Source organism: Amycolatopsis sp. NPDC005232, from assembly GCF_040607795.1.
In the GTDB taxonomy this organism is placed as follows: domain Bacteria; phylum Actinomycetota; class Actinomycetes; order Mycobacteriales; family Pseudonocardiaceae; genus Amycolatopsis.
The window spans coordinates 238838-256974 of sequence record NZ_JBEXHL010000010.1 but is presented as its reverse complement, the minus strand read 5'-3'; the positions used below and the strand labels follow the sequence as shown (position 1 = coordinate 256974).

The 18137-nt window shown below is 69.7% G+C and carries 19 protein-coding genes; 7 read left to right on the top strand and 12 right to left on the bottom strand.

The window, feature by feature from the left end:
- Positions 1-17: 17 nt before the first annotated feature.
- Complete coding sequence (locus ABZU76_RS21265) at positions 18-623, top strand: CGNR zinc finger domain-containing protein (protein ID WP_354872079.1); 606 nt, start codon at positions 18-20, stop codon at positions 621-623.
- A 127-nt stretch (positions 624-750) separates the two neighbouring features.
- Here ABZU76_RS21265 and ABZU76_RS21260 read toward each other — a convergent pair whose 3' ends face one another.
- The 7 genes from ABZU76_RS21260 to ABZU76_RS21230 all read right to left on the bottom strand — a co-directional run bounded on the left by ABZU76_RS21260 (position 751) and on the right by ABZU76_RS21230 (position 6488).
- Positions 751-1872: an IniB N-terminal domain-containing protein gene (locus ABZU76_RS21260; RefSeq protein WP_354872077.1), complete on the bottom strand. Its 1122-nt coding sequence runs from the start codon at positions 1870-1872 to the stop codon at positions 751-753.
- A gap of 338 nt (positions 1873-2210) precedes the next feature.
- On the bottom strand, positions 2211-3023 hold the full coding sequence (locus ABZU76_RS21255; RefSeq protein WP_354872075.1) for a class I SAM-dependent methyltransferase: 813 nt from the start codon (positions 3021-3023) through the stop codon (positions 2211-2213).
- Between the two features lie 23 nt (positions 3024-3046).
- Complete coding sequence (locus tag ABZU76_RS21250; protein WP_354872073.1) at positions 3047-3646, bottom strand: hypothetical protein; 600 nt, start codon at positions 3644-3646, stop codon at positions 3047-3049.
- 121 nt (positions 3647-3767) lie between these two features.
- Positions 3768-4349: a DsbA family protein gene (locus ABZU76_RS21245; protein WP_354872070.1), complete on the bottom strand. Its 582-nt coding sequence runs from the start codon at positions 4347-4349 to the stop codon at positions 3768-3770.
- Between the two features lie 108 nt (positions 4350-4457).
- Entirely contained in the window at positions 4458-5243 is a 786-nt protein-coding gene (locus tag ABZU76_RS21240) for an alpha/beta hydrolase (RefSeq protein ID WP_354872068.1), read from the bottom strand.
- Positions 5240-5959: a nitroreductase gene (locus ABZU76_RS21235; RefSeq protein ID WP_354872066.1), complete on the bottom strand. Its 720-nt coding sequence runs from the start codon at positions 5957-5959 to the stop codon at positions 5240-5242. Before ABZU76_RS21235 ends, ABZU76_RS21240 begins: the two co-directional genes overlap by 4 nt.
- Before the next feature lie 19 nt (positions 5960-5978).
- Entirely contained in the window at positions 5979-6488 is a 510-nt protein-coding gene (locus ABZU76_RS21230; RefSeq protein ID WP_354872063.1) for a DUF4863 family protein, read from the bottom strand.
- A 159-nt stretch (positions 6489-6647) separates the two neighbouring features.
- On the opposite strand from ABZU76_RS21230, the gene ABZU76_RS21225 reads away from it, so the two are divergent.
- The 4 genes from ABZU76_RS21225 to ABZU76_RS21210 all read left to right on the top strand — a co-directional run bounded on the left by ABZU76_RS21225 (position 6648) and on the right by ABZU76_RS21210 (position 10634).
- On the top strand, positions 6648-7325 hold the full coding sequence (locus ABZU76_RS21225; RefSeq protein WP_354872060.1) for a TetR/AcrR family transcriptional regulator: 678 nt from the start codon (positions 6648-6650) through the stop codon (positions 7323-7325).
- A 54-nt stretch (positions 7326-7379) separates the two neighbouring features.
- Complete coding sequence (locus ABZU76_RS21220; protein ID WP_354872057.1) at positions 7380-8066, top strand: nitroreductase family protein; 687 nt, start codon at positions 7380-7382, stop codon at positions 8064-8066.
- 171 nt (positions 8067-8237) lie between these two features.
- On the top strand, positions 8238-10307 hold the full coding sequence (gene tkt, locus ABZU76_RS21215) for a transketolase (RefSeq protein ID WP_354872054.1): 2070 nt from the start codon (positions 8238-8240) through the stop codon (positions 10305-10307).
- Positions 10308-10397: 90 nt separating this feature from the next.
- On the top strand, positions 10398-10634 hold the full coding sequence (locus ABZU76_RS21210) for a DUF2630 family protein (RefSeq protein ID WP_354872051.1): 237 nt from the start codon (positions 10398-10400) through the stop codon (positions 10632-10634).
- Between the two features lie 19 nt (positions 10635-10653).
- Here the strand turns inward: ABZU76_RS21210 and ABZU76_RS21205 are convergent, their stop codons facing one another.
- The 4 genes from ABZU76_RS21205 to ABZU76_RS21190 are packed head-to-tail and all read right to left on the bottom strand — an operon-like array spanning position 10654 to position 15021.
- Positions 10654-11199, bottom strand: a complete 546-nt coding sequence (locus tag ABZU76_RS21205) for a cupin domain-containing protein (protein ID WP_354872049.1) — start codon at positions 11197-11199, stop codon at positions 10654-10656.
- A gap of 24 nt (positions 11200-11223) precedes the next feature.
- Positions 11224-12177 (bottom strand): PDR/VanB family oxidoreductase, encoded by a 954-nt coding sequence (locus ABZU76_RS21200; RefSeq protein WP_354872047.1) that lies wholly within the window; start codon positions 12175-12177, stop codon positions 11224-11226.
- Positions 12155-13591 carry a glutamine synthetase family protein gene (locus ABZU76_RS21195; protein ID WP_354872045.1) on the bottom strand — a complete coding sequence of 479 codons (1437 nt, stop codon included), beginning with the start codon at positions 13589-13591 and terminating at the stop codon, positions 12155-12157. The genes ABZU76_RS21200 and ABZU76_RS21195 overlap by 23 nt, the downstream gene beginning before the upstream one ends.
- 8 nt (positions 13592-13599) lie before the next feature.
- Positions 13600-15021 carry an aromatic ring-hydroxylating dioxygenase subunit alpha gene (locus tag ABZU76_RS21190; RefSeq protein WP_354872043.1) on the bottom strand — a complete coding sequence of 474 codons (1422 nt, stop codon included), beginning with the start codon at positions 15019-15021 and terminating at the stop codon, positions 13600-13602.
- 193 nt (positions 15022-15214) lie between these two features.
- Here ABZU76_RS21190 and ABZU76_RS21185 point away from each other — a divergent pair, with 193 nt between their 5' ends.
- Together ABZU76_RS21185 and ABZU76_RS21180 are read left to right on the top strand one after the other, a co-directional pair.
- On the top strand, positions 15215-16012 hold the full coding sequence (locus ABZU76_RS21185; protein ID WP_354872041.1) for an IclR family transcriptional regulator C-terminal domain-containing protein: 798 nt from the start codon (positions 15215-15217) through the stop codon (positions 16010-16012).
- 237 nt (positions 16013-16249) lie between these two features.
- The gene (locus tag ABZU76_RS21180; protein ID WP_354872039.1) at positions 16250-17560 is read left to right on the top strand and encodes an MFS transporter; all 1311 of its coding nucleotides are present in this window, start codon (positions 16250-16252) and stop codon (positions 17558-17560) included.
- A gap of 44 nt (positions 17561-17604) precedes the next feature.
- Here ABZU76_RS21180 and ABZU76_RS21175 read toward each other — a convergent pair whose 3' ends face one another.
- Positions 17605-18042 carry a Rid family hydrolase gene (locus ABZU76_RS21175; RefSeq protein WP_220243407.1) on the bottom strand — a complete coding sequence of 146 codons (438 nt, stop codon included), beginning with the start codon at positions 18040-18042 and terminating at the stop codon, positions 17605-17607.
- Positions 18043-18137: the final 95 nt, after the last annotated feature.

The window sequence follows — 18137 nt, the reverse complement described above, 5'->3', positions numbered from 1 at the left end:
ACGGATATCGTGGAGCCATGAGCGCCGGACCGACCCTCGAGGACGTGCAGGCAGCCGGGTTCCCCATGGGCGGCGAGCCGCTCGTGGCCCTCGACCTCGCCGACACCCTCATGACGGCGGTGGACCCCGCCGTCGACCTGATCGAACCGACGGACGGTTACGAGACCTGGTGGCGGCTGCAGCTGCCCCGGCTGCCCGAGGCGAGCATCCCCGCCGCGGCGGCGACGCGACGGCTGCGCGCGGCGATCCGCGACCTGCTGGAGTCGCACCTGGAGACCCGGGCGCCGCAGGCCGTTTCGATCGAAGACCTCAACGCGTTCGCCTCGGCCGTGCCGCGAAGCACGCGGCTGGCCGTGGACGCCGAAGGCGCGCTGACCGCGGCCACGCGCTGGCACACCGAACACGGCGGCAACGCGGCGCTGGCGGCGATCGCCACCGAGGCGATCGAACTCCTGTCTTCCCCGGCGCAGCTGGAGAAACTGCGCCGCTGCGCGAATCCCGCGTGCTCGATGCTGTTCGTCGCGGAGACCAAGCGGCGGCAGTGGTGCACGGGCAACATCTGCGGCAACCGGGCGCGGGTGGCGCGCCACTACCGGCGGACGCACGCGCCTTCGCCTTCGTGAGCCCTTCGTAAGCACAGTGTCCTCCCAGGACACAGTTTCTTCCCCGGACACAAAAAGTCTTACCAGGACACAAAAAACAGGCCCGGACCAAACGGTCCGGGCCTGTTTTCAGGTGGAGCGGCAGAACTCAGTGACCGAGCAGCGGCAGGTGGCCGAGCGCGTCGGTCGCGGTGTGCAGGTCGAGGCCGTGGGCCAGGTCCTGCGCGTGGGTCTCGACGCCACCCAGCGGCGAGCCGGTGTGGGTCGCGTCTGCGACGTCGGCGATCGGGGTGTGCTGGATGCCCGCGGTGTCGGCCTGGCCGACGGTGTCGAGCACGTGGTGCACGGTGTCGCCCACGACCGGGGCCTGCGGCGCGGCGGCCGACAGGGTGTGGGTCACGGAGCCGACGGTGCCGGTGACGTTCGGGACGGCCGGCAGCGCCGGGACGGCCGGAACACCCGGAACCGCCGGGAGGGCCGGCAGCGCCGGGACGGCGGCCGCGGCCGGGACGACGTGGTCCAGCGTGTGCGACAGGTCGCCCGCGGCACCGAAGTCGGCACGCTCGTCGCCGCCGTTCAGCGCCACGCCCACCGGGGTGGACCCGATGGCCTCGTTGACGTGGCCGAGCAGGCCGGCGCCGGTGACACGGACGTCCTCGACGAGACCCGACACCGGGCCGCCGATCGCCGGGACACCCGCGATCGCGGCCACAGCGGCCTGCGGCATGAGGGCGTCGCCCAGGTGATTGGTGGTGGCGTCGACCGCGGAGCCCACGAGCTTGCCGTCGAAGACGTGCTCGCCCACCGCGTCCACGGTGTGCTCGAGGTCGATCGCACCGGCGGCCACGACCGGGCCGGCGATCGGGACACCGTTGACCGCACCGGCCACGTGGTCCACGACGTTCGAGACGGTGCCGAGGGTGGAGTGGGTGAGGGTGTTGAGGCCGGTCTGGTCCGCGAAGTCGCTGACGGTCTCGAACACGCCGCTCAGGTTCGGCAGGCCGCTCGCCAGGCCGGTCACGTTCGGCAGGTCGGCGCGCTCGCCGGCCGCGTGCGAGAGCACGTTGCCGAAGACCGGCAGGCTGGGGGCGGCGGCCAGCGGGGCCGTGTCGGCCAGCAGCGGCATGATGTCCTGCACGTCGGCCGGCGAAACGTCGGCCAGGCCAGCAGTGTCAAGCAGGCCCTGCGGGTTGGCGGCGTAGGCGGCCGCGGCCTGCGGGTCGCTCAGCAGGGTCATGGCGAATTCGTGCAGGTTCTGCACCGCGTCCATAGTTTGTTGTCTCCTGTGCACTGATTGATTCGGCCGTCGTGGGCATGCCGCGAAGTCGAAGGGGTTCGGGACGAAGATAGGGCGCGGCCGTTCGGCGGCCATCGGGGGCCTCCCCGGGGGTTCGGCGCATCGGCGTTAGGGATTTCGAGCCCCGCCCCGTTAGGGGGACTAGGGAAATTCGCCACTGCGCAGCGATTAGCCGTGGTCAGCGAGGTGCGGCCGATTTCGCCCGCTTCGCCTGTGGGGCGGGGATCCTGGCCGCTCGTTCGGAGACACGCGGTACTCCTCGGAGTGATCGTCGGAGAAACCACCCGTTGGTGTGACAACCAGGCCCGATTTCACGGCCGCCAGACATCGACGACGAACTCGCGCATCTGCTCACGGAACTTTCCGGATGGACTCGCGGCGGTGAGAAGGCTCCGCAATTCGGACTCGAAAGCGCCCACGCGACCGCCGAAGAGGTGCGGTGCGGAACTCGACAACGAGAACACCGTGGCGACGACGTCGTCGATATCCCGGACGACGACGGGGCCGGGCACCTCGATCCGCTCGGGGCCGGTGAATCCGGCGGCGCAGTAGATCGCCGTCTCCCCTCCGGCCGTGCCTTCGGGGAGGACGCCGCGGCCCGCACGTCGGGTTTCGCCGAGGTATTCGCGCACGAGCTCGGCGATCCGCTCGTGGGGTGGCGCCGATTCGGTCGTGGTGCCGCGGTGGGTGGTGGCGTGCACGTGGACGCAGGCGCCGCCGGGCTCGAGCATTCCGCGTACCGCCGCGGCGACGCGGGGGCGGTCGAGCCAGTGGAAGGACTGGGCGAACGTGACGAGCCGGAACGCGCCGAGCCCGGCCGGCAGGTCCTCGGCCCTTTCGTGGACCCAGCGGGTGGTGGTGATTCCTTCCGCGGCGGCCAGCCGGGCGGCTTCGGTGAGCATGTCGGGATCGGCGTCGAGGCCGACGGCTGCTTCGAAGTGAGTGGCGAGCAGCAGCGTCAAGGAGCCAGGGCCGCAGCCGACGTCGAGGAGGCGGCCGGAACCGTCGAGCCGAAGGGCGTTGGCGAGCGCGTCGGCGAGCTCCGGCGGATACGCGACGCGGCCTCTCGCGTAGTAAGCCGCGCTGCCCGAGTACAGCGATTCGTCCCACTCCCAGCCCGCCATGGCCGTGAGCTTAGAGACGGGGATCAGTGCTGCACAGGGAAATACGTGAGCACCTCGCCCGTGGCCGGGTCGTGGTAGCCGGCGATCTCCAGGTCGGCGAAGGTGCCGGACCAGGCGCCCGTGGCGGAGTCGCGCAGGACGTCGGGCGAGGACCACGCGGCGGTGCCGGCCGCGGACACGGCCTCAGGCGTCCAGTCCGGCGGGAAGTAGGTGTGGTCGACGAAGGAGAAGCGGCCGTTCTTCAGGTTCCGGTACTCGGAGGCCCTGCGAGTGATCCCCGTTTCGGCCGGGGTCACGCCGGACGCGAGCAGGAAGCGGTGCAGGGACTCGAGTGCGGCGAAGAACACCTGCTGCGGCACGACGGCGCGTGGCCAGGTGCCGTAGAGGCTTTCGAGCACCACGCTGTCGCTGGTGAACGCGACGGAAGTGCCGTTGCCGAGCCAGGCCTTGGCTTCGTGCTGGGCCCGGCGGAGCAGCCCGGCGAGCTGCCCGACGGTGTGGGCGTCGGCTTGCGCGTCGGTGTAGAGGAAGGCGGCCAACGGCAGCTGGTCGGCCGGCGCCGAGATGCGCAGCCGGCGGGACTCGTCGAAGGCGAAGGCGAAGGAATCACCCGTGCCGAACATAACCATCGTGGAGCGGCTTTCTGACTGGACCGATCGGCCGGGCGGGTGATCTCCGTGCCACGGTATCACCCGCACTGACCTGCGAAGACTTCTGTGACACGGATCGTGGCACCGGCCGGGTTCAGCCGAGAGACCCAGCCCACGCCACGAACCATTCACGGGGCCGCAACCCGCTGAAGCTCCGGCCGCCCGCCACCCAGGCGGGAGTGCCCTCGACGCCGTTCTCGTACGCGAGGATCGCCGAGCGGCCGACGGCCCGGTCCGCTTCGCCCGATTCCCAGGCGGCGCGGACGCTCTCGGGGTCGCCGCCGGCTTGCTCGGTCAGCTTGAGCAGCAGGTCGCGCGATTCGAGGTCCTGGCCTTCGCCGAAGTACGCGTTGAACACGGATGTGGCGAAGCGGTCGGCGACTTCGGGATCGTCGAGCGTGGTGTAGGCGCCCAGCGCCGGCAGCGAGTAGGCGATCCGGTCCGTCCACTGGAGGGGCAGGCCCGCGGCTTCGGCTTCGCGGGCGAGGAACTCGTAGGTCGGACCGACGCGAGGGCCGGCCAGGCTGCCGCCGGGGCCGATCTCGGGGTGGATCTGAAGCGGGTGTTCGTTTACCACCACACCGTGTTCGCGCAGCACCCGGTTGCGGTCCTGGGCGATGTAGCAGAAGGGGCAGAGGAAATCGAACCAGTGCTCCACGGTCGGGGTCGTGGACATCGCGGACTCCTTCACGTTGTTTCGATACGTTCATGATCTGTAACGAAACGACCGGGCTCCTTAGTCCCGGGTGGTCACGGGTGCCGCAGCCGGCACTCGCGTGTGTTGTCAGCCGAGAACGGCGCGCAGCCACGCCGCCGTGGTCGCGAGGTTCACGGGGCCGTCGAACGCGGCATCCTCGTGCCCGGCCCCGCCGAGCAGCACGAAACTGCTCCTCGCCCCGGCCCGCACGAGCGCGTCGTGCAGCGCCCGGCCCTCCCCCGGCGGCACGATCCGGTCGCGGTCGCCGTGCGCGATCAGGAACGGTGGCGCCGACGCCGAAACCCGCGTCAGCAGCGAATGCCCCGCCGGGTCGGCTCCGCCGAGGAAGTCGGCCTCGAAGTGGAACGGCAGCAGCTTCGCCTCCAGCTCACTGCGCGCCGCCGTGGCCGCCAGGTCGGCTTGTCCGAACCAGTGCACCACGGCCTGCACGGCGCTCGACTCGTCGACGTTGCCGCCGACCGTCCCCTCCAGCTCCGCATCATTCGGCGACAACGCCAGCAGCGAACCCAGATACGCGCCGGCGGACGCGCCCCAGACCCCGAGCCGCCCGGTCTCGAGGCCGAGGCGCGCGCCGTTCGCCCGCAGCCAGCGCACGGCGCCCTTGACGTCGTGCACCTGCTGCGGGAACACCGCCCCTGGTGCCAGGTGGTAATCGACGGACACCACGGTCACACCGTGCTCCGCCAAGGGTGCCTGCCGGCGTGCGGCCTCGCCGCGCCGGTCACCGCGGGTCCACCCGCCGCCGTGCACGTAGAGCACGACGGGCGCCCCCGTGGTGGGAGCGTGGTGGATATCCACCATCATCCGGGTGCCACCGACCGTCGCGTAGACGAGATCGCGGTCGACCGTCACGCCGGTTCCACCTGGCGGGTCACGGCGGCGGACTCGTAGAAGGTGACGAAGGATTCCACCGGCTCCCGCGTTGTGCGATATCCACCAAGGCGGTGGTCGTCGTCGGCATACCCGAGTGCGATTCCGCACACCACTAGGTGGTCGTCCGGAATGACGAGGTGGCGGCGCAACACCGGGTGGTAATCGATGAACGAAGCCTGTGCGCAAGTGTGCAGCCCGGCTCCGCGCGCGGACAACATCAGTCCCTGGAGGAACAGGCCGGCGTCCACCAGCGCACCCTGCAGTGGTGCCCGGCTCACCGTGAGCACCAGCCCCACCGGTGCGCCGAAGAAGTCGTAGTTGCGCCGGTGGTGGCCGCTGCGGCCGGCGGTGTCGCCGGCCGCGATGCCGAGCGTTTCGGAGTACAGGCCTTCACCGAAGCGACGGCGGCGCGAGCGGAACGGCTCGGGCCACGAGTCCGCCGCCGGCTGGTAGGCGAACTCGCCGACGGCGCGGCGACCCGCGTCGTAGGCGCACAGCAGGTCGGCCGTCAACGCGCGCTTGGCGGCGCCCGTGAGCACGTGGACCTGCCACGGCTGGCTGTTGGAATTGCTGGCCGAGGACGACGCCAGCGCGAGCAGCCGTTCGACCTCCGCGCGCGGCACGGGCGTCGGCAGGAACGCCCGGCAGCTGCGCCGCGTCGCCATCGCTTCCTCGATCGTGGACGCCGGATTCATGGCGCTGGGCTCCCCGGGTTCAGGCCGCGGGCGGCTGGATGTCGTAGGAGATCCGGCCGGCGGGCAGGTAGAACAACGCGATCAGCGCGCCGTCCTTGACCTCCGGGTAGTGGTGGCTGCCGGGGCCGGGCGCGGTCCAGCCGGGGCCGCTCCAGCCGTTCGGGCCCATCAGCTTCGCGCCGGGGTCGAGCGGCACCACGAGGTTGAGCTCGCCATACGGGTGCTGGTGGTACTGGCCGCGGAACGGCTCGACGCTGTCCATGTACACGGCCGTGATGCTGAAGTAGTTGAGCACATCCTGCGGGTCGGCGATGCGGCTGCGGCGGTACTTCTTGCCCTCGACCTCGATGTTGGCGGCCCAGCCGGCCTCGACGCCCTCGGTGATCATGCGCGCCAGGTCCTGGTAGAGCTCGCTGTCCGGCCCGTAGCGGGTGTTGAGCCAGGACTCGAGCTCCCCGCCCGCGGTGCGGTTCTTCACCTCGTCGAGGAACGGGATGCTGCGGTCGATCAGCTCCTGGGGCGTGGTCATCGTCGACTCCGTTCGGTCCGCTGTGGTTCGGCGTTCCTGAACCGTACGTCCACATTTAGTTACGGTCAAGTACTGTAACTAAACTTGCCGCATAACAACACCGTCGTGTAACGGATCGGATATGCTTCGCAGATCGGTTTTTCTCGGCGAGGTGGAGCCATGGCGCGGACACGCGATACGACGGCGGACGAGCAGGTCGGCACCGAAGACGGACCCCGGCCGGGCGGGCGCCCCCGGGACGCCGCGCTCGACGAGGCGATCATCCTCGCCACGCGCCGGCGGCTCGTCCTCGACGGCTACTCCCGCATGACGATCGGCGACATCGCCACCGACGCGAAGGTCAGCCGCCCCACGCTCTACCGGCGCTGGGCCACGAAGTTCGAGCTCGTCGTCGATGCGCTCGACTACGGTTTCCGCAAGCAGCGCGACATGTACGCGTTCGACCTCAGCGGACTCGAGCCACGCGAGGCGCTCACGGAAGCCGTCCGCCGGCTCGACCCCGCGTACTTCAACCCGGACGCCATGGTGCTCATGGGCAACTTCGCGGGCGAGGCGATCCGCACGCCGGAGCTGCTCGACATCCTGCGCAAGCACGCCGTCGAGCCCCGCGTGGAGCTCGTCGAAAGTGTGCTGACACAGCTGCAGGACCGCGGCGCCGTGCGGGACGAGATCGACAAGCACACCATCGCGACGATGTGCTTCGGCAGCTACTTCGCGGCGTTCTACCGAGGGGAAGCCAAAACGGACATCCCCGAGGCGGTCGTCGCCGTGCTCTGGCCGGCTTTGGAAAAGAAGCCCGCGCCGCGGCGGCGGGCGTCCACTTCGGGCAAACGGTGACACGCATCCGTTCCGATCATTGACTGTAACGTAAATCGAGGCATAATCGGCTCCATGCCGCCTGTGCCCTCGATGGACGTCCACGAAGCCCTTTACACCACGCGAATGATGCGGCGCATGCATCCGGACGCGATTCCCCTGGACGTGCAGGCGCGCATCCTCGACGCCGCGATCCGGGCGCCGAACGGCGGCAACACCCAGCGCTGGCACTTCCTGGCCGTGGACGATCCGGACACCAAGGCCGAACTCGCCCCGATCTGGCGGCGCTGCCGGGAGAAGGAGTACACGGACATCGCGGCCGGCACGTTCGCCCAGCCGATCCACGACCCCGAGAACCACCGCGAGACGATGAAGCGGATCAAGAAGTCCGGGGACTTCCTGACCGACCACTTCACCGAAATCCCGTTGATGCTGTTCGTCTTCTCCATCGACAACCACGGCGGCGCCAACATCTATCCCGCCATCTGGAGCGCGCTGCTCGCCGCGCGTGCGGAAGGGGTCGGCGGGATCCTCACCACGATGCTGCGCCTGGAGTCCGACCGGGTCATGGAGCTGCTCGACGTGCCCGAGGACGAAGGCTGGGAGCTCACTGCCATGCTCGCGATGGGTTACCCGCGTGGCAAGTGGGGCGTGGCCGCGAACCGCCGCCCCGTGGACGAGGTGAGCAGCCGCAACCGGTGGGGCAGCGAGTTCGGCGTGTCCGTTCCCGAACCGCTCTGGTCCGAAAAGTCACACAGCTGAGTCCTCCGCTGAGAGCGGCCCCACGGTGTGTTGCCGGGGTTCGCGTCAGCTGATTACAGTCGAGCTCGGTGATCGACCGCGCCGCCCGGAAGCCCGCCGGGTGCCGCGGAGCCGGCTCGGCGTGCGCACCACGGGCGGAAATCCCGACTACGCAGGGGAAGTCTGAGCACAGTGCCCGACACCGTCACCACCCGTCGCCTCCCGCAAGGCTGGACGGCCACCGACATCCGCGCCGTGGACACCGTCCGCGTGCTCGCCGCCGACGCCGTCGAGAAGGCCGGCAGCGGCCACCCCGGAACGGCGATGAGCCTCGCACCGCTGGCGTACACGCTGTTCCAGCGCGAGATGCGCCACGACCCGGCCGACCCGTCGTGGCCGGCGCGCGACCGGTTCGTCCTGTCCGCCGGGCACACCAGCCTCACGCTGTACATCCAGCTGTTCCTCGCCGGTTACGGCCTCGAACTGGAGGATCTTCAGCAGCTGCGCACGTGGGGTTCACTCACCCCGGGGCACCCGGAGTACCGCCACACCCAGGGCGTCGAGGTCACGACCGGTCCGCTCGGGCAGGGCCTGGCCAACGCGGTGGGAATGGCCATGGCGTCGCGCCGCGAACGCGGGTTGTTCGATCCCGAACCCGCGCCGGGGCAGAGCCTCTTCGACCACTTCGTGTACGTGATCGCCTCCGACGGCGACATCCAGGAGGGCATCACCTCCGAGGCGTCGTCGATCGCGGGCCGCCAGCAGCTGGCGAACCTGATCGTGTTCTACGACGACAACGACATCTCCATCGAAGACCACACCGACATCGCGCTGTCCGAGGACACGGACGAGCGCTACCGCGCGTATGGCTGGCACGTGCAGGTGGTGGAGGACGGCGAGGACGTCGCCGCGATCCAGCACGCCATCGCGGCGGCGAAGGCCGACCCGCGCCCGTCGTACATCCGGCTCCGCACGGTGATCGGCTACCCCGCGCCGACCAAGATGAACACCGGCAAAATCCACGGCTCCGCGCTCGGCGTCGACGAGGTCGCGGCGGTAAAGCGCGTGCTGGGCTTCGACCCGGAGCAGCACTTCGTGGTCGAGGACGACGTGCTGGCCCTGACGCGCGAGGCCGTCGCGCGCGGTCAGGCCTGGCGTGCGGAGTGGCAGGGCGAGTACGACAAGTGGGCCGCGGCGAACCCCTCGCGGCACGCGCTGCAGCAGCGCCTCGCCACGCGCGCGCTGCCGGAGGGCTGGGCCTCGGAGCTCCCGTCGTTCGAGGTCGGCGCTTCGCTGGCGACGCGCAAGGGATCGGGGGCGTTCCTCGACGCGGTCGCCGACGTGCTGCCCGAGCTGTGGGGCGGTTCGGCCGACCTCGCGGAGAGCAACAACTCCACGATGACGGGCGCCGACTCGTTCGGCCCGGTCGCGGCGGCGACGAAGATGTGGGCGGCCGAACCGTACGGGCGGACCCTGCATTTCGGCATCCGCGAGCACGCGATGGGCGCCATCCTCAACGGCATCGCGCTGCACGGCGGCACCCGGCCGTACGGTGCGACATACCTCGCGTTCAGCGACTACATGCGCCCAGCGGTGCGGCTGGCGGCACTGATGCGGCTGCCGGTGGTGTACGTGTGGACGCACGACTCCATCGGCGTCGGCGGCGACGGGCCCACGCACCAGCCGATCGAGCACCTCTCGGCGCTGCGGGCGATTCCGGGCCTGAACGTGGTTCGTCCGGGTGACGCGAACGAGGCCGTTGCGGCGTGGCAGGCCGCGATCGAGGACGTCGATCACCCGACCGCGCTCGCGTTGACCCGGCAGCCGGTGCCGGTTCTGCCGGGAACTTCGGCCGACGGCGTGGCTCGCGGTGGCTACGTGCTGGCGGAGGCGTCGAACGGTGCGCCTGAGTTGGTGCTGATCGGGACCGGCTCCGAGCTGCAGCTCGCCGTTTCGGCGCGCGAGCAGCTGGAGGCCGAGGGCGTGCCGACGCGCGTGGTTTCGCTGCCGTGCTTCGAGTGGTTCGCTTCGCAGGACCAGGCTTACCGTGATTCGGTGCTGCCGCCGTCGGTGAAGGCGCGGGTCGCGGTGGAGGCCGGGATCGCGTTGCCGTGGTATCCGTTCGTGGGTGATTCCGGCGAGATCGTCTCGATCGAGCACTATGGCGCTTCGGCCGACTACGCGACGCTGTTCCGCGAGTTCGGGTTCACACCCGAGGCCGTGGTGGCCGCAGCCCGGGCGACGCTGGCCAAGGTGGCCTGATGCCCACGCCCGGCCGGGACCGACAGAGTTTCGCACTTCACGTCATCCCGGCCGGGTCACCCCGACCCGGCGCGGGACCGGCTCGAACGGGTGGGTGACGTGGGCACGACTTCACACGCGATCACCGATCGCCTCGCGACGCTTCTCGACGAGGAGCACGACCTCCGCACCCGCGCCATGCACCACGGCGGCGGCCTCTCCCCCGGCGAACAGGCGCGCCTGGCCGAACTCGAGTCCGAACTGGACGCGGTCTTCCGACTCCTCCGCCAGCGCCGCGCCCTGGAAGTCTTCGACGACGGCGACGACACGGCGGAAGCGTCGAAATGACCGGTTTGGACAGACCGCCTCAGTGGCTGGGCGCGTCGAGGTCGTAACGCCGGACGACGTCGTCCAGCCAGTCGGGGGTGCCGTAGGTCAGGCCGTACTTGGTGGCCAGGCGGGCGAACTCGTCGGTTTCGTGGAGGTTCTTCGCGTCGCCCAGGGTGCCCTCGGTGTGGGCGAGGAGGAGGTCGCTCAGTTCGCGGAAGTAGGTTTCGAAGCCGCCGGGGGTGATGACCTCGACGATGCGGCCCGGGGTTGTGCCGGCGTTCCACATGGCGTGCATCTCGCCGCGGGGCTTGGTGATGAAGCCGCCCGGGCCGAGGACCACTTCGGCGTCGTCGGAGCGGAAGCCGATCTGGCCGGCCAGCACGATGGAGTGCTCGTCCTCGCGGGTGTGGCGGTGGGGCGCGGTGATGGAGCCGACCGCGAACGGGTGCTCGAGGATCGCGACCTCGCCACCGTTGTTCTCGTGCGTCAGCTTGAACACCGCGCCGAACCCGGGCAGCGCCACCTGGTCCGACTCGTCCCCCGGTTGCACCACGGCGACCTTCGTCCGGTTTTCCTCGCCCACCTGGTTTCCCTCCTCGTATTTCGGTTACAGGTCCAGCACGAGCTTGCCGCCGCAGGCCCGGCTCACGCAAGGGAAGAACGTCTTCCCGGCCGCGCGTTCGGCGTTGGACAGCACGACGTCGCGGTGATCGGGCGTTCCCTCCAGCACGCGGGTCTCGCAGGTGCCGCAGTAGCCCTCTTCGCAGTCGGACTCGACGTCGACCCCGGCGTCGCGGATGGCCTGCAGCAGGGTGGTGTCCGCATCGGCCACGACCGTCAGGCCGGCCTGGCGGAGTTCGAGTTCCACCGCGTCGTCCGCGGTCTCGTCACGAGAAGGCGAGGCCGCGGCGAAATGTTCGGTCTCGCACCGCACTCCGGCGGCCGCACAGACTTCGGTGACGCTGTCGAGCAACCCGACCGGGCCACAGCAGTACACAGCCGCGCCCGGGGCCAGCCCGCCGATCAGCTCTTTCAGATCCGGCCGTGGCTCGACCGCAGTGTCCACGAAGGACACCCGGTCACCACCGATCGCAGACAGCTCTGCGCGGAAGGCCATGGTGGCGCCACCGTGTCCGCAGTAGACCACCGAATAGTCAACTCCACGCTCGCCCAGAGCCCGCACCATCGGCAGCAGCGGCGTCACACCGATTCCGCCGGCGATCAGCAAGTACGACTCGGCATCCGCCAACAGGAAGTGGTTGCGCACCCGCTCGACCACCAGCTCACGCCCGACCAGCGCCGTGCCGTGGATCTCGGCCGACCCACCCCGGCTGGCGCCCTCCAGCCGCACCGCGATGTCGTAATGCAGGCGGTCGGCCGGGTCCCCGCACAGCGAGTACTGCCGGCCCAACCCCGACGGCAGCTTCAGGTCGAGATGCGCACCCGGAGCCCAGGCCGGCAAAGGAGAACCACTGGAGAGCCGAAGGCCCACCACCCCCATGGCTTCCCAAGTCACGCGCGTGACCCGCAGCGACAGATCAGTAGAGGTCGAAGTACTCACGATGCTCCCAATCGGTGACCGTCCGCTCGAACCGCGCGACCTCGGCCCGCTTGATCGCGGCGTAGTACGAGACGAACTGCTCGCCCATCACCCGTCGCAGTCCGGCATCGGCCTGCAACGCGTCGACGGCCGCGGCCAGGTTCGCCGGCAGCCGCCCGGCGTCGGTCGTGTACGGATCATCGGCCGAGGGCGGCAACGACAACGACCCCTCGACGCCGTTCAGACCCGAATGCAGCTGCGACGCCATGTACAGATACGGGTTGGCCGCCGACTCCCCCACCCGGTTCTCGATGTGCGTCGAGCCGTCCTCGGCCGAGCCGACGAGCCGGATCATCGCGCCCCGGTTGTCCCGCGCCCACGCGATCCGGTCGGGCGCCATCGAATATGGCTGGAACCGCTTGTACCCGTTCACCGTCGGGTTCGCGAACACACACGCCGCGCTCGCGTGCTCCAGCTGACCGGCGATGAACTGCTTGCCCACCAGCGAAATGGCGCCCTCGCCGTCGGCCGGGACGAAGGCGTTGCGCCCACCGTCCGGCGAGACCAGGCTCTGGTGCAGGTGCCAGCCGCTCGACTTGCTTTCCGCGATCTGCGGCCGGCACATGAACGTCGCGTGGTAACCGTTTCGCCGCGCCACTTGCTTGACCGTGCTGCGCAACAGCACCATCGCGTCCGCCGAAGCGAGACCGGCGGCCGGATCGAGCGTGACCTCCAGCTGGTTCGCCCCCAGCTCCACCTCGATGCTGCGCAGCTCGATCCCCATCCGCTCCAGCACCTCGCGGATTCGCCGCGTGGCCGGCTCGACCTCGTCGCCCAGGTTCTCGCTCAGCAGCTGGTTGCCCTGGTTGATCGGCTCGACCGGGGTCGGCGTGGTGCAGCGGCCGATCCCGTCGTCGTTGGGGAAGTGCGAAGCCCGCCGGTAGAGGTGGAACTCGATCTCCAGTCCCGTCACGTAGGTGAACCCGGCGATGCTCGCGCGCTCCAGCGCCGTCCGGAACACGCCACGGCTGCAGAACGGCACCTGCTCGCCGTTCTGGAACCGCAAGTCGCACAGGATCCGCGCGGTGTCCTCGGCCCACGGCACCAAGTGGAACGTCGTGGGATCCGGCACCATCACCACGTCGGCCGCACCGGCCATCTCGGCCACGCCGAGCCCGCCGTCGGCGTTGAAGGCCGAGAACACCGTGGTGCCGGAAGTGTCCTTCGACAGCAGCGTCGACACACAACTCAGCCCACTGCGGAACGCGGCGGCCAGCCCACTCGCCGGGATCGTCTTGCCGTGCAGGATCCCGTGCTGATCCACAAAGGACACGCGAACCGTCCGCAGTCCCTCCGAGCCGACCCGCGCCAGTACGGCTCTCGCCGCTTCCTGCTGCTCCTCGTTCCACAGCCCGAACTTCTCGATGAACCCCATGGCCGACCTCAGTCCCGCGCGCGGTCGTAGGCGTCGGGCGACGAAGAACGATCCGGCTCGACCGCCGAGCCCGGCACGCCCGCCGGCCCCGTCGCGAGCGCCGCCTGCAGGTGCGAAGCCCACGGGCTCGCCTTGCGCAGGTCGGAGATCGAGCTCGCCCAGTAGTCCTCCCACTCGCCGGTGGGGCCGATGCCGTCGAGCGGGATGGGGCCGCGGCTCTCGACGTCGGCGGAGTCCTTGAGCAGCAGGTCGGGACTGCCGCCCTCGGCGACGGTGTCGATGGCCTGCAGCGCCATCCGCCGGTAGGTCACGATCGCGCGGTCGGAGCGGCTGAGGTTCTCGCGGCTGCGGTCGTAGATGAAGCCCTGGCCCTCGACCGCCATCTGGTCGTGGACGTTGATGTCGCGCCCCAGCCCGGTGTAGGTCTGCGTGCGCTGCTCCTCGAAGTCGAAGCGGTAGTTGTTCGCCCGGTTGCGCACCGGCTTGTAGTCCGGGAGCGTGATGCCGTCGAGGCGTTGCGCCCGCATGGTTTCGGAGTCCACGGGCTCGTCGAGGCTGGTGAACATCGCGTACCAGTAGCAGGAGACGTCGTCGATCGGCACGTGCCACTGCGTGATCGCCATGGTGGAGCTCAGCGGGATCGTGATGCCGTGCGGGAACACCTGGTGCGTGATGCGCACGTGGGTGGACGAGCCGTCGAGCCCATCCTTGTCGAGTGTGCGCAGGGCGACGATGCGCTGGCCGTATTCGGTGCGGGCGTTGAGGATCTCGGGCCGGCCGTACTCGCGCAGGATCTTCGTCATCGGCAGGTTCGTGCCGAGCGACGCGCCGCGGAACTGCTTGCCGTAGCTGTCACTCGTGTCCTCGTCCTCGGCGAACCGGTGCAGGTAGGAGGCGTGCGCGGGGTCGATTCCGACCTCCAGCGCCTGCAGCCAGTTGCAGTCGAGGTAACCCTTGAACGCGAACGTGTACTCCGGCGGCGCCACGAAGCAGTCGAGCGCGGGCAGGTTCGGCGGCTCGCCCTCGCCGAGGTAGCCCCACACGATCCCGTTGCACTCCCGCACCGGGTACGAGCGGATCTTGACCTTGGCCTTGAGCTTGCTGTCCTCGGGCTCGGCCGGAGTGTCCATACAGGACCCGTCGCCGTTGAAAAGCCAGCCGTGGAAATAGCAGCGCAGGCCGCCGTCTTCCAGGCGCCCCAGGGAAAGGTCGGCGCCGCGGTGGGCGCAGCGGCGGTCGATGAGCCCCAGCGAGCCGTCGGCGTTGCGGAACAGCACGAGGTCTTCACCGAGCACCCGCACCGGAACCACCGGACGTTCGGTGTCGAGCTCCTCGGTCAGCGCCACGGGCTGCCAGTAGAGCCGCATCCAATCGCCGCCCGGAGTGCCGGGCCCGGTCTCGGTGATCTTCCGGTTGTCGTCCGCGCGCATGGCAGCGTTCTCCTCGCGACTTCGTCGTCCAGCGTGGTGGGGGCCGGCAGTCTGTTCAAGTTTGTTCAATTAACGAACACTTGGTTCTGATGTGAGCACTGTAGGCAGCCGTGACTGGTCACCGCAAGGTCTTCGACGGCGTTCGTGCTACATTTCGCGACAAGGTGTGCGTTAATCGAACGGAGCTGGTGGAGTGTCGAAGCTCAACGCGCGGGACGAAGCCCGCCGGGCGGCCCGCGAGGTGGACGGCACCAGCCGCTCGGACTACTCCGAAGCCCTCGAACGCGGCCTGCTCGTGCTCACCGCATTCGACCACACCGCCGAGCGGCTCACGCAGGCACAGCTGGCCCGCAAGCTCGAACTCCCCCGCGCGACCGTGCGCCGCGCCCTGCTCACCTTGGCGCACCTGGGTTACGTCGTCGCCGACGACAAGGCCTACCGCCTGGCCCCCAAGGTGCTCACGCTCGCGTCGGCCTACCTCACGACCAACCCGGTGAGCCAGGTGCTGCAGCCGCAATGCGACCGCCTGGCCGAGCTCTTCCAAGCCTCCTGCACCGCCGCGGTCCTCGACGGACCGGCGGCCGTGATGATCGCGCGAGCGCTGCCGCGCCACACCCTGCCGATCGGCGAGGGCATCGGGTTCCAGGTGCCCGCCGCGCAGTCCGCGCTGGGTCTCGTGCTGCTCAGCGGCCTCGACGACGAGCGCCGGCACCGCCACCTGGTCGGCCTCGCGAGCCTCGACGACGCCGGCGTCGCCGCGCTGGAGAAGAAGGTCACCGAGGTGGCGGAGGCCGGGTGTGCCTACGTCGCACACGAGGTCGAGGCCGGGTTCCACTCCGCCGCCGTGCCACTGCGCCGCTGGGACGGCACGCCGATCGCCGCGCTGAACATCGGGACCAGCGTGGAGCGGATCTCCGAGGCGGACATGCGGGAACGCGTGCTGCCCGTGCTGAGGGAAACCGCGGAAGAGCTGCGGCCGCAGCTCGTCTGAAGCCCCGCCTTCGTTGGCGCGGTGGGACTTCCGCGCCGGCAAGCCGAGTACCGGACGTGCGGAACAATTACGTTGCAAGTGTTGACTGTAACGCAACTCCGACATACTGTCCCTCACACCGATCGCCAGGACGCCGTGTGCGCCGCTCGACCGGCCACTTCGGACACCCCCGCTTCCTTCGGAGAATCCCACCACCGCGACGGGCGACAACGCCGTCGCACCAGCGAAGGGAACCCCGTGACCACCTCGAGAACCCCGGAGATCCCGCTCCTCACCGTCGCCGGGCCCGAGCCGCGCTACCGGCCGGCGATGGCGTGGACGGTGCTGCTCCTGCTCGCCGTCTTCATGGTCCTCAACTTCGCCGACCGCATCTCGCTCGCGCTCGCCGCCCAGCCGCTCATGAAAGAACTGCACCTGTCGGCGTCGCAGTTCGGGTTGATCAGCAGCTCGTTCTACTTCCTCTACAGCCTCAGCGCCGTCGGCATCGGGTTCCTCGCCACGCGGCATGTGCCGTTGAAGTGGCTGCTGTTCGTGATGTCGCTGCTGTGGGCGGCCACGCAGCTGCCGGTGTTCTTCTTCGCGGGCGGCGGCGTGCTGCTCGCGACCCGCATCGGCCTGGGTGCCGCCGAAGGTCCGGCGACGGCAGTGGCCAACTCCACCGCGTACAGCTGGTTCCCGAAGCACCGCCGCGGACTGCCGACCGCGATCCTCACGTCCGGCGCGTCGCTCGCGAAGATCGTCGCGGCACCGTTGCTGACACTGCTCATCGTGCGCTCCGGGTGGCGGTCGGCGTTCTTCGCGCTGGGTCTCGCCGGTCTCGTCTGGTGCGCGGTGTGGCTGTTCGCGGGACGCACCGGGCCGTTCGCGGTCACGCCGGAGGCACCGGACAAAGTGGACCGAGCCGCGCGGCGGCGCACGTTCCTCAAGGTGGCGCGGAGCCGCACGTTCATCGTGCTCCTGCTGGCCACGTATCCGATGTACGCGCTGATCTCCGTGGTGTTCAGCTGGTTCCCGTCCTACCTCGAAGCCGGACTGGGGTTTTCCACACTGACCTCGGGTGTCCTTTTCGGACTGCCGAGCATCATCGGCATGGCGTTCATGCTCGGTTCCGGCTGGCTGACCGACCGGCTGCTCGCGCGGGGTGTGTCCGCGCGCATCGCGCACGGCCTCGTGCCGACGCTCTCGCTCGCCGCCGGCGGGGTGCTGCTGGCCGTGCTGCCGTTGGCGGGAAGCGCGCGCTACCTCGCCTACGTCATCCTCGTCGCCGGTTACTGCCTCACGCTCGTGGCGCAGCCGATCGTCTACGCGGCGATCGGCACGGCAGCCGCGCCTTCGCAGCGCACCAGTGTGCTGAGCCTGTTCATCGCTTTGCAGAGCACGTCGGGGATCATCGCGCCATGGGCGACGGGCGCGCTGATCGACGGCGCCGGCAACCAGATCGACGGCTACAACACCGCGTTCGTGGTGATCGGGATCCTGTGCGCGATCGGCGGGGTGGTCGCGGCGTTCTTCGTGGACTCCGGCCGCGACTCCGCGCACGACGCCTGAGCGCCCTCGCCGGTCTCGGCCGGCGAGGGCGCTCCGCGGACGGGTCAGACCCGCGCGATGAGCTTGATCTCCACGAGCTGCTCGGGGAAGGCGAGCCGCGTCGTGCCGACCAGCGTGCTGGCGACCTGCGGGTCCTCCCGTCCGTAGGCCGCCTTGCGCACGGGACCCGCCACGGCGAAGGCCGCGTCGATGTCGAGGACGTAGAGCACCTCTTCGACGACGTCGGCCAGCGTCGCGCCGAAGCGCTTCAGCAGCTCGGCGGCGTTCACATACGAGCGGCGCATCTGCTCTTCCATGGCGGAAAAGTCGGTGACGGCGCCGTTCTCGTCCACGGGCGCGGGCGCCACGAGCTGGTCGCCGTCGTGGGACAGCTGACCGGAGACGTAGATGGTGTCGCCGTGTTTCACGGCCTGGACGTAGCCGTAGATGCCTTCCCACGGGACCCCGAAGTTCGCGGTGGTCCTCTCGATCGGCTTGCTCATGGGGTTTTCAGCCTTCCTGCCGCGTGATCAAGACAGAACACTACGAGCCGGCGGACCGCTCTCACCAGCCGTTTCGATGCCAGAATGGGCAAGGA